At 65.9% G+C, this 13572-nt stretch carries 15 protein-coding genes; 7 read left to right on the top strand and 8 right to left on the bottom strand.

All coding sequences use genetic code 11. The annotated features are described in order from the left end of the window. Positions 1–39: 39 nt before the first annotated feature. Positions 40–1560, bottom strand: coding sequence for a leucyl aminopeptidase (locus tag QWY79_RS05850; protein ID WP_290270804.1), 1521 nt, complete (start codon positions 1558–1560; stop codon positions 40–42). Between the two features lie 261 nt (positions 1561–1821). Between QWY79_RS05850 and lptF the strand changes: the two genes are divergently transcribed. The 5 genes from lptF to bfr all read left to right on the top strand — a co-directional run bounded on the left by lptF (position 1822) and on the right by bfr (position 5411). Continuing rightward, positions 1822–2904 carry an LPS export ABC transporter permease LptF gene (gene lptF, locus QWY79_RS05845; RefSeq protein ID WP_290270802.1) on the top strand — a complete coding sequence of 361 codons (1083 nt, stop codon included), beginning with the start codon at positions 1822–1824 and terminating at the stop codon, positions 2902–2904. Next, positions 2901–3965, top strand: a complete 1065-nt coding sequence (gene lptG / locus QWY79_RS05840; protein ID WP_290270801.1) for an LPS export ABC transporter permease LptG — start codon at positions 2901–2903, stop codon at positions 3963–3965. Before lptF ends, lptG begins: the two co-directional genes overlap by 4 nt. A 12-nt stretch (positions 3966–3977) precedes the next feature. Next, positions 3978–4454 carry an RDD family protein gene (locus QWY79_RS05835; RefSeq protein ID WP_290270800.1) on the top strand — a complete coding sequence of 159 codons (477 nt, stop codon included), beginning with the start codon at positions 3978–3980 and terminating at the stop codon, positions 4452–4454. A gap of 124 nt (positions 4455–4578) precedes the next feature. Further along, positions 4579–4785 carry a (2Fe-2S)-binding protein gene (locus tag QWY79_RS05830; RefSeq protein WP_141320324.1) on the top strand — a complete coding sequence of 69 codons (207 nt, stop codon included), beginning with the start codon at positions 4579–4581 and terminating at the stop codon, positions 4783–4785. Between the two features lie 149 nt (positions 4786–4934). Then, complete coding sequence (gene bfr, locus QWY79_RS05825) at positions 4935–5411, top strand: bacterioferritin (RefSeq protein ID WP_141320326.1); 477 nt, start codon at positions 4935–4937, stop codon at positions 5409–5411. A gap of 137 nt (positions 5412–5548) precedes the next feature. On the opposite strand, the gene QWY79_RS05820 is transcribed toward bfr, so the two are convergent. From QWY79_RS05820 to QWY79_RS05810, 3 genes are read right to left on the bottom strand one after another with little or no spacing between them, the layout of a single operon-like run. Continuing rightward, entirely contained in the window at positions 5549–5773 is a 225-nt protein-coding gene (locus QWY79_RS05820) for a DUF1653 domain-containing protein (protein WP_290270796.1), read from the bottom strand. A gap of 14 nt (positions 5774–5787) precedes the next feature. After that, positions 5788–6615, bottom strand: coding sequence for a tRNA cyclic N6-threonylcarbamoyladenosine(37) synthase TcdA (gene tcdA / locus QWY79_RS05815; protein WP_290270794.1), 828 nt, complete (start codon positions 6613–6615; stop codon positions 5788–5790). Then, entirely contained in the window at positions 6612–7382 is a 771-nt protein-coding gene (locus QWY79_RS05810) for a pseudouridine synthase (RefSeq protein WP_290270793.1), read from the bottom strand. Before QWY79_RS05810 ends, tcdA begins: the two co-directional genes overlap by 4 nt. 193 nt (positions 7383–7575) lie before the next feature. Here QWY79_RS05810 and QWY79_RS05805 point away from each other — a divergent pair, with 193 nt between their 5' ends. Beyond that, positions 7576–8259, top strand: a complete 684-nt coding sequence (locus QWY79_RS05805; RefSeq protein WP_290270855.1) for an NAD-dependent deacylase — start codon at positions 7576–7578, stop codon at positions 8257–8259. Between the two features lie 64 nt (positions 8260–8323). Further along, positions 8324–9082, top strand: coding sequence for a tRNA-uridine aminocarboxypropyltransferase (locus QWY79_RS05800; protein WP_290270791.1), 759 nt, complete (start codon positions 8324–8326; stop codon positions 9080–9082). Here the strand turns inward: QWY79_RS05800 and QWY79_RS05795 are convergent. The 4 genes from QWY79_RS05795 to QWY79_RS05780 all read right to left on the bottom strand — a co-directional run bounded on the left by QWY79_RS05795 (position 9079) and on the right by QWY79_RS05780 (position 13570). After that, a complete protein-coding gene (locus QWY79_RS05795) occupies positions 9079–10311 on the bottom strand; it encodes a TraB/GumN family protein (protein ID WP_290270790.1) in 1233 nt (410 codons plus the stop codon). The genes QWY79_RS05800 and QWY79_RS05795 overlap by 4 nt on opposite strands. Positions 10312–10399: 88 nt before the next feature. After that, a complete protein-coding gene (locus tag QWY79_RS05790) occupies positions 10400–11848 on the bottom strand; it encodes a TrkH family potassium uptake protein (RefSeq protein WP_290270788.1) in 1449 nt (482 codons plus the stop codon). Positions 11849–11891: 43 nt separating this feature from the next. After that, entirely contained in the window at positions 11892–13265 is a 1374-nt protein-coding gene (gene trkA, locus QWY79_RS05785) for a Trk system potassium transporter TrkA (protein ID WP_290270787.1), read from the bottom strand. Between the two features lie 101 nt (positions 13266–13366). Continuing rightward, a complete protein-coding gene (locus tag QWY79_RS05780; RefSeq protein ID WP_141320340.1) occupies positions 13367–13570 on the bottom strand; it encodes a dodecin in 204 nt (67 codons plus the stop codon). Positions 13571–13572 lie beyond the last annotated feature (2 nt).

Below are 13572 nucleotides of genomic sequence, written 5' to 3'. Positions count from 1 at the left end.
AAGGCCACCGCGGGCAAAAGGCAAGCCCGCGCCGGGCTATCACTCCTCGCCGACCTCGACCCGGCTGTCGCCGGCGCGATCCAGCAGGTACTGGGTGAGCAGGCTGACCGGGCGGCCGGAGGCACCCTTCTGCGCGCCGGATTGCCAGGCGGTGCCCGCGATGTCCAGGTGGGCCCAGGGATACTTGTCGGCAAAGCGCGAGAGGAAGCAGCCCGCGGTGATGCTACCCGCCGGGCGCCCGCCGATATTGGCCAGATCGGCGAAGTTGGAGTCGAGCTGTTCCTGATACTCGTCCCACAGCGGCAGGTGCCAGGCGCGATCCCAGGCGGTTTCGCCGGCATCCAGCAGATCCAGTGCCAGATCGTCGTCGTTGGCCATCAGGCCGGTGGCGTGATGCCCCAGGCCGATGATGACGGCCCCGGTCAGGGTGGCGATATCGACCACGCTGGCCGGCTCGAAGCGTTCGGCATAGGTCAGGGCATCGCACAGCACCAGGCGGCCCTCGGCATCGGTATTCAGGACCTCGACCGACAGGCCCTTGAGGGTGCGAATGATGTCGCCGGGCTTGGTCGCCAGGCCATCGGGCATGTTCTCGGCGCTGGCCACGATGGCGATCAGGTTGACCCGTGGCTTGATGGCCAGTGTCGAGGTGACGGCGCCGAATACGCTGGCGGCACCGCACATGTCGAATTTCATCTCGTCCATGGCGGCCCCGGGCTTCAGCGAAATGCCGCCGGAATCGAAGGTGATGCCCTTGCCGACCAGCACATGCGGTGGCTCGTCGGGGTCATCGGCGCCCTGGTACTTCATGACGATCAGGCGCGAGGGTTCGGCGCTGCCGTGGCCGACGCTGAGCAGGCTGTGGGCACCGAGTGCTTCCAGGGCCTCTTCATCGAGGACTTCGGTGGTCAGGGCGCCATCGGATTCGGCGGCCAGGGTCTCGGCGCGTTCGGCCAGGTAGCGTGGCGTGCAGACGTTGCCGGGCAGGTTGCCCAGGGTGCGGGTGGCATTGATGCCCTGGCCGATGCCGTCGCCGATGCGCCCGCCCTCACGCGCCGCCTCTGCATTGTCGGCCTCGCTGACGAGCAGGGTGACCCGCTTGAGTCGCGGCAGGGGAGCCGGCTCCGACTTGAAGTCATTGAAGCGGTAGACGGCCCGGTGTGCCGCTTCGGCGGCCATGCGCGCCTTCCAGTCACACTCGCGGTCGGGGACCGGCACGTCGGTGAAGGCGACCGCGGCATCGTCGGCCGGCAGCGCGGCCAGGGCCGTGAAGGCGGCGTCGAGCGCCTTGCGATAGGCGCTTTCCTGGCACTGGTCGCGCGTTCCCAGGCCAACCAACATCAGGCGGTCGGCGTTGAGCCCGGGGGCGAACGGAATCATCTGGACGTTGCCCAGGCGGGCATCGAAGTCGCCACGCTCGATCAGCTGGCCGATCAGCCGCTCGCTGGCATCATCGAGTTTGGTGGCGGCGGGCAGCAGCTCGCCGTCCTTGAACACCGGTACCACGAGGCAAGCCGTTTCGACCTTGGCGGGATTGGCCGTCTGAACTGGGAATTCCATGGTGTCTCCACAAGACAAGCGGTGAGGGATTCTGGATAATGCCGGCACATTGCCGATTCGCCCCAGTGTACCCCAGGAGCCCGCCGGACTTCACACTGATCTAGGCTGACAGGGCAACACCCGACCCCGCGTCGATGCCCGTGGCCGGATGCCGTGTCGTTAGCGCGCCACCCTGCGCGGCCGGGCATGCGCCGGCGACGCCGTGATCGGAGGTTGCGGTCGTGCGGGAGCAGGGTCGGCAACCTGGACCGGGAGAGCGCATTGATCATATTCCGCTACCTGACCCGCGAGATCCTGCAGACCATGGCGGCCGTCGCCGGTGTGCTGTTGCTGGTCATCATGGGCAGCCGCTTCATTCGTTACTTTTCCAATGCCGCCGAAGGCGATATCCCCGTCGATATCCTCGGCACCCTGATGCTGTTTCATCTGCCGGGGTTTCTCGAGCTGATCCTGCCGCTGGCGTTCTTCCTGGGGATCCTGCTGGCGCTCGGCCAGCTCTACCTCAACAGCGAGATCACCGTGCTGGTGGCCTGTGGCACCAGCCCCAACAAGCTGTTGTGGGTCAGCCTGCTGCCGGCCACGGTGGTGGCCATTCTGGTCGGCCTGTGCAGCCTGTGGCTGACGCCGGCCGGCGCGCTGCAGAACGAGGCGATCATTGCCGAACAGCGCAGCCAGCTGGATTTCGGTGTCCTGGCTCCCGGGCGTTTCCAGGACTTCGGCGATGGCCGGGTGGCCTATACCGAAAGCCTGAGTGAAGGTGAGCGGCGACTTGAGGAGGTCTTCATCAGCGAGCGGCAACGACGTGGCGATGGCACCCCGCAGACCGTGGTGACACGCGCCGGCGAGGGCTACCAGACGGTCGACGAGGAAACCGGCAGCCGCTTCCTGGTGCTGGCCGATGGGCAGCGCTACAGCGTCGATCCCGGGCGTGCCGTGGCCGAGCAACTGTCCTTCGGTCGCTACGCGGTGCGCTTATCCGGTGCCGCCGAACGCCAGGACCTCGATGACCCCGAATACCTGAGCACGCCGGCGCTGCTCGCCGATGGCTCCTCGCCGGCCATGGCGCAGCTGCAGTGGCGACTCGGCCTGCCGCCCATGGTCTTCATCCTGACGCTGCTGGCCATGCCCTTGTCGCGGGTCAATCCGCGTCAGGGGCGCTTCGCCAAGCTGCTGCCGGCCATCTTCCTGTATGTGGCCTACCTGAGCCTGTTGCTGGCCGCCCTGGATGCCATCGCCGGCGGCAGCTGGCCGGTGGCGATCGGCATGTGGCCGATCCATCTCGCTTTTCTGGCCATTGGCCTGTTGATGACGCTGCAGGCTCAGCGCAAGGGGATGAGCGGATGATCGCCGACCGTCTCGATCGCTACATCGCGCGCAATGTGCTGGGCGCCATCCTGGTCGTCCAGGTGGTCCTGCTGGGGCTCGATCTGGTCATCACCTATATCAATGATCTGGGCGACGTGGAGGGACAATACGGTGCCCTGGATGTGCTCATCTATCTGTGCATGCGACTGCCCTGGCGCTTCTACCAGTATGCCCCGGTAGGCGTATTGATCGGCGCGCTGATCGGCCTGGGCGGCATGGCCTCGAGCAATGAGCTGACCGTCATGCGCGCTGCCGGGCGCTCCCTGGGACGCATCCTGTGGAGCGTCATGAAGCCGATCATCCTGGTGGTCGCGGTGGTGCTGTTCATCGCCGAGTTCGTCAGTCCGCGCACCGAGCAATTCGCCAGTGCCTGGCGCCTGCAGCAGATGCAGGGCGAGGGCGCCGTGCTGACCGAGCAGGGTGGCTGGCAGCGTGAGGGCGATGATTTCTACCGCTTCGGTGCCATCCGCGCCGACAATGTCGTGCTCGACCTGACCCGCTATCGTTTCGAGGGACGTGAGCTGCGCCAGGCCCTCAATGCGCAGCGAGCCATCTGGCGAGACGGCGGCTGGGTCATGGAAGACGTGCAGATCACCCGTTTCGAGGACGCGCGCACGGCTGTCACCCGGCAGGATACCCGCCCCTGGGAAACCGACCTGACACCGGCCGAGCTGGATCGCCTGCTGCGTGAAGTCGATACCCAGGCCCCCAGCGAGCTCTGGGCCCATGCCAACTACCTGCAGTCCCAGGGGCAGGATGCCACCCAGCCGCTGCTCTACTTCTGGCAGAAGATGCTGATGCCGTTGACCATGGCGTCGCTGATGCTGGTGGCCGCTTCCTTCGTGTTCGGGCCCTTGCGCAGCGTGGCGGCCGGAACACGCGTCTTCTATGGCGTGATCACCGGCCTGGTGTTCAAGTACCTGCAGGATCTGCTGGGGCCGGCCTCCACGGTCTTCGGCTTCTCGCCGGCCTGGGCGGTGCTAGCGCCGACGCTGATCTGCGCAGTACTGGGGTTTTATCTGCTGCGACGCAGCGGCTGAAGGGGAGTTCGCATGGCCAAGCACTTTGCCCGCCTCGACAATACCCACCCCGCCGGCCTGGGGCGGCGGCTGGGTGCCATGTTGTATGACAGCCTGCTGTTGCTGGCGCTCTGGGTGGCGCTGACCACCCTCCACGTCCTGACCAGCCGACTGGTGCTGGGGGTTCCGGCCGAACAGCTGGGGCAGGGTACTCTCCAGGTGGTGTCGCTGCGGCTCCTCCTGGTGCTGGGCGCCTTCGGCTTTCTGGCCTATTTCTGGATGCGCGCCGGCATGACACTGGGCATGCAGGCCTGGCGACTGCGCGTGCAGACGCCGGACGGGCAGGCGATCGGCTTGCGTCAGTGCCTGGTGCGTTTCGTGGTCGGGGGACTGTCCTGGGCCGCGCTGGGGCTGGGCCATCTGTGGGTCGTGTGGGACCCGCAGCGGCGCAGCTGGGCCGACCTGGCCTCCGGTACAAGCGTCATGCTCCTGCCCGGGCGTCGGCGCTGAGTGGCGGGTTCGGCCTCCGGTCAGGGCTGACAACCAGTGACACACGAAAAAAGTTCTCACCTATGGTTGCGATAGTCTATGCGAATCATTTACATTTGATTCGTGGTCAGCACGAGGTGATGTCATGTACGTGTGTCTTTGCAAGGGTGTCAGTGACAAAGCCATCCGCCAGAGCGTGGAGGATGGTGCACGCAGCTGGCGTGACGTTCAGCGCGATACGGGCTGCGGCACCCAGTGCGGCAAGTGTGCCTGTCTGGGCAAGAGCATCACCCGCGAGTCCGTCCAGGAGATGTTGACCATGCCGGTCGATGAGCTGGCCTATGCCGTGTGATGACAATCGATATTGTTTGTTTTGGCATTAACAAGCATTTGATTTCATTGATTTTTTTGTGACGTTGTCTAGACTGTCGATTACGCCTGGCAGGGCGGTTTCGCCCGTGCCACAGTGTTCAGGACCCTGACAGCAAGCGAGGACACGTCATGAAAGGTGACAGCAAGGTCATTCAGTATCTCAATACCGTGCTCGGCAACGAGCTGGTCGCCATCAACCAGTATTACCTGCATGCCAAGATGTACCAGGACTGGGGCCTGCACGCCCTGGGCAAGTGGGAGTACAAGGAATCCATCGAGGAAATGCAGCACGCCGACACCCTGATCGAGCGCATCCTCTTCCTCGAGGGCCTGCCCAACCTGCAGGACTACGGCAAGCTGCTGATCGGCGAGAACACCAAGGAAATGCTCGAGTGTGACCTCAAGATCGAGAAGCAGGCGCACACCGATCTGATCAACGCCATCGCGCATTGCGAGCAGGTGCAGGACTACGCCAGCCGCGACCTGTTCCGCCAGATCCTCTCCGATGAGGAAGAACACATCGATCATCTGGAGACGGAACTCGGCCTGATCGACAAGGTCGGCCTCCAGAACTACCTGCAGCAGCAGATGCAGGCCGCCGAATAAAGAAGTAGGAAGAGCGCGGCTGACGCCGCTGGAAGAGGTAGGAACGGCGCTTCGCGCCTGGAAGAGGGAAGGTACCCCTTGCTACCGAGGTCCTGGGGCTAGCCTGGTTCTCTTCCCTCTTCCCTCTTCTTCCTTGCCTAAAACGCCTTCTCCAGCGCGAAGCGTGGCAGGGGTTCGCCCTGCACCTCCACGGTTTCCATGAACATCGCCAGCGGGCGGACCCAGAGGCCGTATTCGCCGTACAGGGCGCGGTAGGCCACCAGTGGTTCTTCGGTTTCGCTGTGCTGCGCCACGCCGATGACTTCGTAGAGCGCGCCCTTGTAATGCCGGTAAATGCCGGGGGCGGGGTGTTGCGGTTCCATTCCGGACTCCTTGTTCACTGCGCGGTCTGGCTGTGGCGGGCCAGGCGTGCCAATGTCCGGCTGACGGCGACGAAGCCGAAGGTGCCGGTGACGAAGGTGGCGGCGCCGAAGCCCGAGGCGCAGTCCAGGCGGGTCGATTCGTCCGCGCCGGGCTTGGTGTGGCAGACCTCGCCGTCGGCCCCAGGGTAGACGAGCTGTTCGTCGGAGTAGACGCACTCCACCGAGAAGCGCCGCCTGGGGTTGCGCGAGAATCCGTACTCGCGTCGCAGCCGGGCACGCACCTTGGCGAGCAGCGGGTCGTGCTCGGTACGCGTCAGGTCCGCCGTGCGGATACGTGTCGGGTCGGTCTGGCCGCCGGCGGCTCCGGTGACGGTGATCGGCAGCTTGCGCCGCTTGCACCAGGCGATCATGGCGGCCTTGGCCACCACACTGTCGATGGCGTCGATCACATGATCGGCGTCGGCAGGCAGCCGCTCGGCGAGGTTGGTCGGGGTGACGAAGGCGCTATCGGCATGCACCTCGATACCCGGTTGGATGGCCCGACAGCGTTCGGCCAGTACCTCGACCTTGGGGCGCCCGATGGTGCCGTCCAGGGCATGCAGCTGGCGATTGACATTGGACACGCAGACATCATCCAGGTCGATCAGCGTCAGTCGTCCAATACCGGAACGCGCCAGCGCCTCGACGGCCCAGCTGCCCACGCCCCCCACGCCGGCCACGACCACGTGAGCCTGGCGAAAATGTTCCGCGGCGCGCGCCCCGTAGAGGCGTCGAATGCCGCCGAAGCGGAGGTCGTGATCCGCCTCCCGGGCGGTGGTGTCGGGGGAAGAAGGCTCGTTCATGAGGGACTCGTGACTGTTGTCGCCGGGGCGTTGCCACGCCGGTTGGCCGGAAGGTGACCCGACCAGCCGAAGCGCTGGAAGAGGGACGTCATTCGGGCATCCAGGGCACAACCGAGCTGAATGGGCTGGCCATGGACGGGGTGCGTGAAGTCGAGCCCGACGGCGGCCAGCAGGAGCCGGGGGCAGTCGAGCTGCTCGGCGAAGAAGCGGTTGTGCACGCTCTTGCCGTGCTTGGCATCCCCGATGATCGGATAGCCCCGACGCGACAGGTGGCGTCGAATCTGGTGACGCCGCCCGGTAAGAGGCCGCGCTTCCATGAGCGAGTAACGGGCACTGGGATAGCGGTCGACACGCACCGGCAGCTCGACGTCGTCCAGGCGCGTGATCGCGGTGCGGGCCGCGCGGGCCGGCATCTCGGCCTTGGGGCGTCGCCCGTCCTCGTCGCGCAGGGCGTAATCCAGGCATTCGTGCTCCGGTCCATGGCCACGTACCACGGCCAGGTAGCGCTTGCCGACGCGATGCGCGGCGAAGTCGTCGCCCAGCGTGCTGGCCGTCCGGCTATCCAGGGCGAACACCACCAGGCCCGAGGTCGGGCGGTCGAGGCGGTGCACCGGGTAGACGTGCTGGCCGATCTGGTCGCGCAGGGTCTGCACCAGGAAGTGCCGCTCGCCGCGTGCCAGGGCACTGCGGTGGACCAGCATGTCGGCCGGCTTGTGCACGGCGACAAGATGTTCATCGTGGTAGAGAATGGGCAATGCGTCGGTCATGATGGCGCCTGACGAAAAACGAGCCGCCATTGTCGCTGGCGCTCGCCGGGATGTCATCCTCGGCGGTTGTCGGCACACGGCCTGGCCGAGCCCCGGGCCGGCAGGGCCATGGCGAATTTCCACAGACGGCAAGGAGCGTGACGTGGTGAACCCGTCTTCCAGCCCCCATCTGGTGGTGCTGACCGGTGCCGGCATGAGCGCCGAAAGCGGCATCCAGACCTTTCGCGCGGCCGATGGCCTGTGGGCCGACCATCCCATCGAGGAGGTGGCGACGCCCGAGGGCTGGGCCCGTGACCCCGAGCGCGTGCTGCGCTTCTATGATGCGCGACGCGAGCAGGTGCGTAGTGCCCGGCCCAATGCCGCCCATCAGGCGCTGGCCGAGCTGGAAGCCGATGGCTTCACGGTCAGCATCGTGACCCAGAATATCGACGACCTTCACGAACGGGCCGGGTCGCGTCATGTCGTTCACCTGCATGGCGAGGTGCTCAAGGCGCGCTCCTCGGTGAAGGCGGATCTGCGTTACCCCCTGCCGCAGGGTGGCATCGAGCTGGGGGATGTCTGTGATCTCGGCAGCCAGCTGCGTCCCGATGTGGTTTGGTTCGGCGAGGCGGTGCCGCGCTTCGGGGATGCCCTCGAGCTGGTGGCCGAGGCGGACCTGCTGCTGGTGGTGGGTACCTCGCTGGCGGTCATGCCGGCGGCCTCGCTGATCGACGCGGCGCCCATGGCGGCGCCGCGCGTGCTGGTGGATCCCCAGGCCGATGAACTGATCACGACCGGAGTGAATGGCCTGGCACTTTCCGCTGGTGAAGGCGTACCGCGGCTGGTCGAACACTGGCGGCGTCAGCGACGCCTGGTGCTGCCCGGCGAGGTGCTCTGAGCTTCGGGCTGTCGCGCCGAGCGTGGTAGAATCCGCCTCCCTTCCAGCGACTCTCCCGTGATGCATGCAAGACGAACCGCGGTCGCCAGGCGACCCAGCCGATACTGACACCGACCACCCCGGCGAGTCGCCGCCGCGCCGCGAATTCAAGGCGCGCGGCAGCACCGTGGTGCGTTGCGAAGCCTGCAATCTGCCGGCGCTGAACTGTCTGTGCCCCTACCGAGTGCGCGCCTCATGCGGCATTCAGGTATGGCTGCTGACACACCCGCTGGAGCAGTACAAACCGACCAACACCGGTCGTTTGATTCGTGATGTGCTGCCGGACACGCGGGTCTTCACCTGGTATCGCACGCTGCCCGACGCGGAACTGCTGGCGCTGCTCGATGACCCGCGCTATGCCCCCTTCGTGGTCTTTCCCGATGACCAGCCGGGCTATGCCGAGCGCGTTGTCGACGTCGAGCGGGTGGTCGAGCGGCGCGAGGCCGGGCGGATCCCGGTACTGATCCTGCTGGATGGCACCTGGCGCCAGGCGCGCAAGATCTTTCGCCGCAGCGATTACCTGGCCCGGCTGCCGGTGTTGCCGCTGGTCACCGAACGTCAGACGCGCTACCGGTTGCGCAAGCCGGCCTCCGCGGACCACCTGAGTACCGCCGAAGTGGCCGCCGAGCTGCTGCGCCAGGCCGGCGAGGATCAGGCCGCGGACTATCTCGATGACTACTTCGAGGTCTTCAATGAAAGCTATGCCGCCAGCCGTCGCTATATCAAGCTGACCGAGACTTCGCCGGCCATGCAGAGGCTGCTGGCGGCACGCCAAGGGGTTTAGCCGAAGAGCTTGCCGGCGATTCGCAGCCCCGCCACCCAGGTGCCGGCGGCCGAGCCCAGGGTAGCGGTAAGAAACACCAGCAGGGTGCGGGCCACGCGGTTGCGCCACCAGCCTTTCCAGTGGGTCACGTCATGGCGCAGGGTGGAGAAGTCACGCACCTTGGGCTTGCGCAGGGCCAGCTCGACTCCCGCCGCGACGAACCCGGCCCCAATGGTCGGGTTCAGGGAGGTCAGCGGCGCGGCGCACAGGGTGGCGAGTACCGTCAACGGATGGGCCAGGGCGACGATGGTGGCCGCTCCCGAGAGCACGCCGTTGATCAGGAACCACTCACCGACCAGCTCCCAGCCCAGCTGGGTGTTGCGCGAAAAGCCGATGGCAAAGCCGGTCAGTACCAGAGCGGTGATCAACCAGGGCACGGCCCTCCAGATCTTCGAACGCGGCGGCGTCACCTCGAGCTGCCGGCGCTCTTCGGCGGGGGCCTCGGGCAGCGGCGCCTCGAGGTGCTCGGCCATGCCACCGAGATGACCGGCACCGATCACCACCAGCACATGACGGTACTGGCCGGGCGGGCAGTGTTCGGCCAGGCGCAGGGCCATGTAACGGTCGCGCTCGCTGATCAGCGGGGTATACAGCGCCTCGGACTGGGCCGCGAACTCACGGAAGGTCGATTCCAGTACATCGCCCTCCTTGAGGCGCTCGATGTCCTCCGATGACACCTTCTGGCGCGACAGCACACCGCCCAGCAGGCCGGAAAACAGCGAGAACCGCTGCCACCAGGGCACGTTGTGATAGATGCGCTTGAGGGTGATGCCGATGTCGCGGTCGATCAGCGCCAGCGGCAGTTTGTGCTCGCGCACGCCCTCGACGGCAGCACGCATCTCGGCGCCGGGCTCGATGCCGGACTGCTCGGCGACACGCTGCTGGAAGGCGCCCAGCGCGAGGCTGGCGGCGACCATGCCGGCCTTGCCCTGACGAAAGATCTGGAACAGGTCCTGCTCGCCCAGGGCATCGGGATTGGCCAGGTTCTGGTGACGCGAGTCGCACAGCTCGATGGCCACCGCATCGTAGTCGCCGGAGGCGATCATGTCGCGCACTTCCGCGGCGCTGCTGGCCGAGACGTGGGCCGTGCCCAGCAGGGTGTAGCGCGTGGCGCCAATCTGCAGGGTACGGCGCGGGCCGACGGTGTCGGCCGCCGGTTCGTCGAGAGTGCAGTCCTGGGTATCGGTCATGGACGCATGAGCCTTGAAGAGATGAGAGAGTTGATTATCCACGAGTGTCGACGGCGGGCAAACCCGCCGCGGCGCTCGTCGCCAGCGGTCACTTGCGCCAGAAGGCCGGAGTGAAGAGTACCATCACGGTAAAGATTTCCAGGCGCCCGAGCAGCATGGCCATCACCAGGATCCACTTGGCCAGACTGGGCAGGTCGCCATAGTGTGCCGAGGCTTCGCCCAGGGCCGGCCCCAGGTTGTTGAGCGCGGAGCCCACCGTGGACCAGGCGGTGACCTGGTCGACCCCGGTGGCCATGACGCCGACCAGCATCAGGAAGAACAGCATCACATAGGCCGAGAAGAAGCCCCAGACGGCCTGGGCGATACCCTCCGGGACGCTGACCTTGCCGATCTTGACGGTGATCACCGCGCTCGGGTGGATCAGGCGCATGATCTCGCGCATGCCCTGCTTGATGATCAGGATGATGCGGATCACCTTCATGCCGCCGCCCGTGGAGCCGGAGCAGCCGCCGACGAAGGCCGCCATGAAGAGCAGGAAGGGCAGCGCGCCCGGCCAGGCCGAGAAGTCGGCGACCCCGAAGCCGGCCGTGGTGGCCACCGAGACGACCTCGAAGAAGGCGTGGCGCAGGCCCTCGGCGGTGTCGTAGTCGCTGGTGAGCCACAGCGAGACGGCGGTGACCAGGGTCAGCACGCACAGGAAGATCATCAGGAAGCGTGCTTCCGGGTCCAGGAAGTAATGGGTCAGTCGGCGCTCCCGCCAGGCCACGAAGTGCAGGCTGAAACTGAACGCCGAGATCAGCAGAAAGCCGGCACAGATCAGCTCGATCACGGCACTGTCGAAGTGGCCGATGCTGGCGTCATGGGTCGAGAAGCCGCCGATGGCCACCGTCGAGAAGCTGTGCCCCAGGGCATCGAACCAGTCCATGCCGGCGGCCATGTAGGCCAGCATGCAGGTGATCGTCAGGGTGGCATAGATGTACCACAGTGCCTTGGCCGTCTCGGTGATGCGTGGTGTCAGCTTGGAGTCCTTGAGCGGGCCGGGGATCTCGGTGCGATACAGCGCCATGCCGCCGACGCCCAGGGTCGGCAGGATCGCCACCGCCAGCACCACGATCCCCATGCCGCCCAGCCACTGCAGCTGCTGGCGGTAGTAGAGGACGGCCTTGGGCAGCATGTCGATGCCGGTGATCACCGTGGCGCCGGTGGTCGTCAGCCCGGAGAAGGATTCGAAGACGGCATCGGTGGGCGACAGTGCCGCGGCACCGGTCAGCATCAACGGCAGGGAACCGAACAGTCCCAGCACGCTCCAGAACAGCGCGGCGATCAGGAAGCCGTCGCGTGTCCGCAGCTCCTTGCGGGCGTGGCGGTTGGGCAGGTACATCAAGGCGCCGGTTCCCACCGTGATGCCCAGCGCGACGCTGAAGGCCTCCCACATGCCGTCGGCGAACAGCAGCGAGATCAGGATGGGCGGCACCATGGTCAGGCTGAACATCATCAGCAGCAGACCCAGGATGCGCAGGATCATGCGCAGACTCATGGCAGGATCCTCCTCGTCGTCCCTGTCGACATGATCCACTCCATCAGAAGAAGGTCAGCCCCACCTGGAAGAGTCGCTCGACATCGCGAATGCGGCGCTTGTCGATGACGAACAGGATGACGTGGTCGCCGGACTCCACGACCACGTCATCATGGGCGATGAGGACCTCCTTGCCACGCACGATCGCGCCGATGGTGGTGCCGCTCGGCAGGTCGATGTCGGCGATGGTCTTGCCCACCACCTTGGAAGACTGGGTGTCACCATGCGCGATGGCCTCGATGGCTTCGGCGGCCCCGCGGCGCAGCGAGTGCACATTGACGATATCGCCGCGTCGCACATGGGTCAGCAGGCTGCCGATGGTGGCCTGCTGGGGGGAGATCGCGATGTCGATCTCGCCGCCCTGCACCAGGTCCACGTAGGCGGCATTGTTGATCAGGGTCAGCACCTTCTTGGCGCCCATGCGCTTGGCCAGCATCGACGACATGATGTTGACCTCGTCGTCGTTGGTCAGGGCACAGAAGATGTCGCAATCCTCGATGTTCTCTTCCTCGAGGAGGCGCTTGCTGGTCGCGCTGCCATGCAGCACCACGGTTCTGTCGAGCCGCTCGGAGAGCTGGGTGCAGCGCTCCAGGCTGCGCTCGACGATCTTGACCTGATGGCTGTGCTCCAGGTGTTCGGCGAGGCGCTCGCCGATGTTGCCGCCGCCGACGATGACGATGCGCCGGAAGTCGCGCTCGAGACGGCGCAGTTCGCTCATCACGGCGCGGATATCGCGCCGCGCAGCGATGAAGAAGACCTCGTCGTCGGCCTCGATGACGGTGTCGCCACGCGGAATGATCGGTCGATTGCGCCGATAGATGGCGGCCACCCGGGTGTCCACGCTGGGCATGTGGCGGCGCAGAAAGCCCAGCTCCTGACCCACCAGCGGGCCGCCATAGTAGGCCTTGACCGCCACCAGCTGTACCAGCCCCGAGGCAAATTCCAGTACCTGGAGGGCGCCGGGGTGTTCGATCAGGCGACGGATATGGTCGGTGACCACCTGTTCGGGGCTGATCAGGACATCGATGGGCACCGCCTCGTGGGCGAACAGGCCCTTGCGCGTCAGGTAGGCGGTGGCGCGCACCCGGGCGATCTTGGTGGGGGTGCGGTACAGGGTATGGGCGACCTGACAGGCAATCATGTTGACTTCGTCGGTGTTGGTCACCGCGATCAGCATGTCGGCGTCTTCACAGCCCGCCTGGCGCAGCACCATGGGGTAGGAGGCCGCGCCGGCCACGGTGCGGATATCCAGCCGGGTATGCAGTTCGCGCAGGCGGTCGCCGTCGGTATCCACCACCGTGATGTCGTTCTCTTCACGGGCCAGGTGTTCGGCCAGGGTGCCTCCGACCTGGCCGGCACCGAGGATGATGATCTTCATCGCGTGTCACAGTCCGCAAGAAAGAGGCGACACCTGTCATGTCGCCGGTATGAGTGGCGAAAAGCCTAAACCAGTCGCGCGAGGAAAGACAGACGCCGGGGTCAGTCGAGGGTGAAGCCGACCTTGATGGTCACCTGCCAGTGGGCCACGCGCCCGTCCTCGATATGCCCGCGGGTATCGAGGACCTCGAACCAGCGCATGCCGTGAAGGCTTTCCGAGGCCTTGCTCAGGGCGCCCTGAACGGCATCCTCGATGCTCTTTTCCGATGAGCCGGTCAGCTCGATGTGCTTGTAGGTGTGCTGCATGG

The sequence above is a fragment of the Halomonas sabkhae genome (assembly GCF_030409265.1).
GTDB classification, from domain to species: domain Bacteria; phylum Pseudomonadota; class Gammaproteobacteria; order Pseudomonadales; family Halomonadaceae; genus Halomonas; species Halomonas halmophila.
This window is presented reverse-complemented; position numbering and strand designations above follow the sequence as displayed.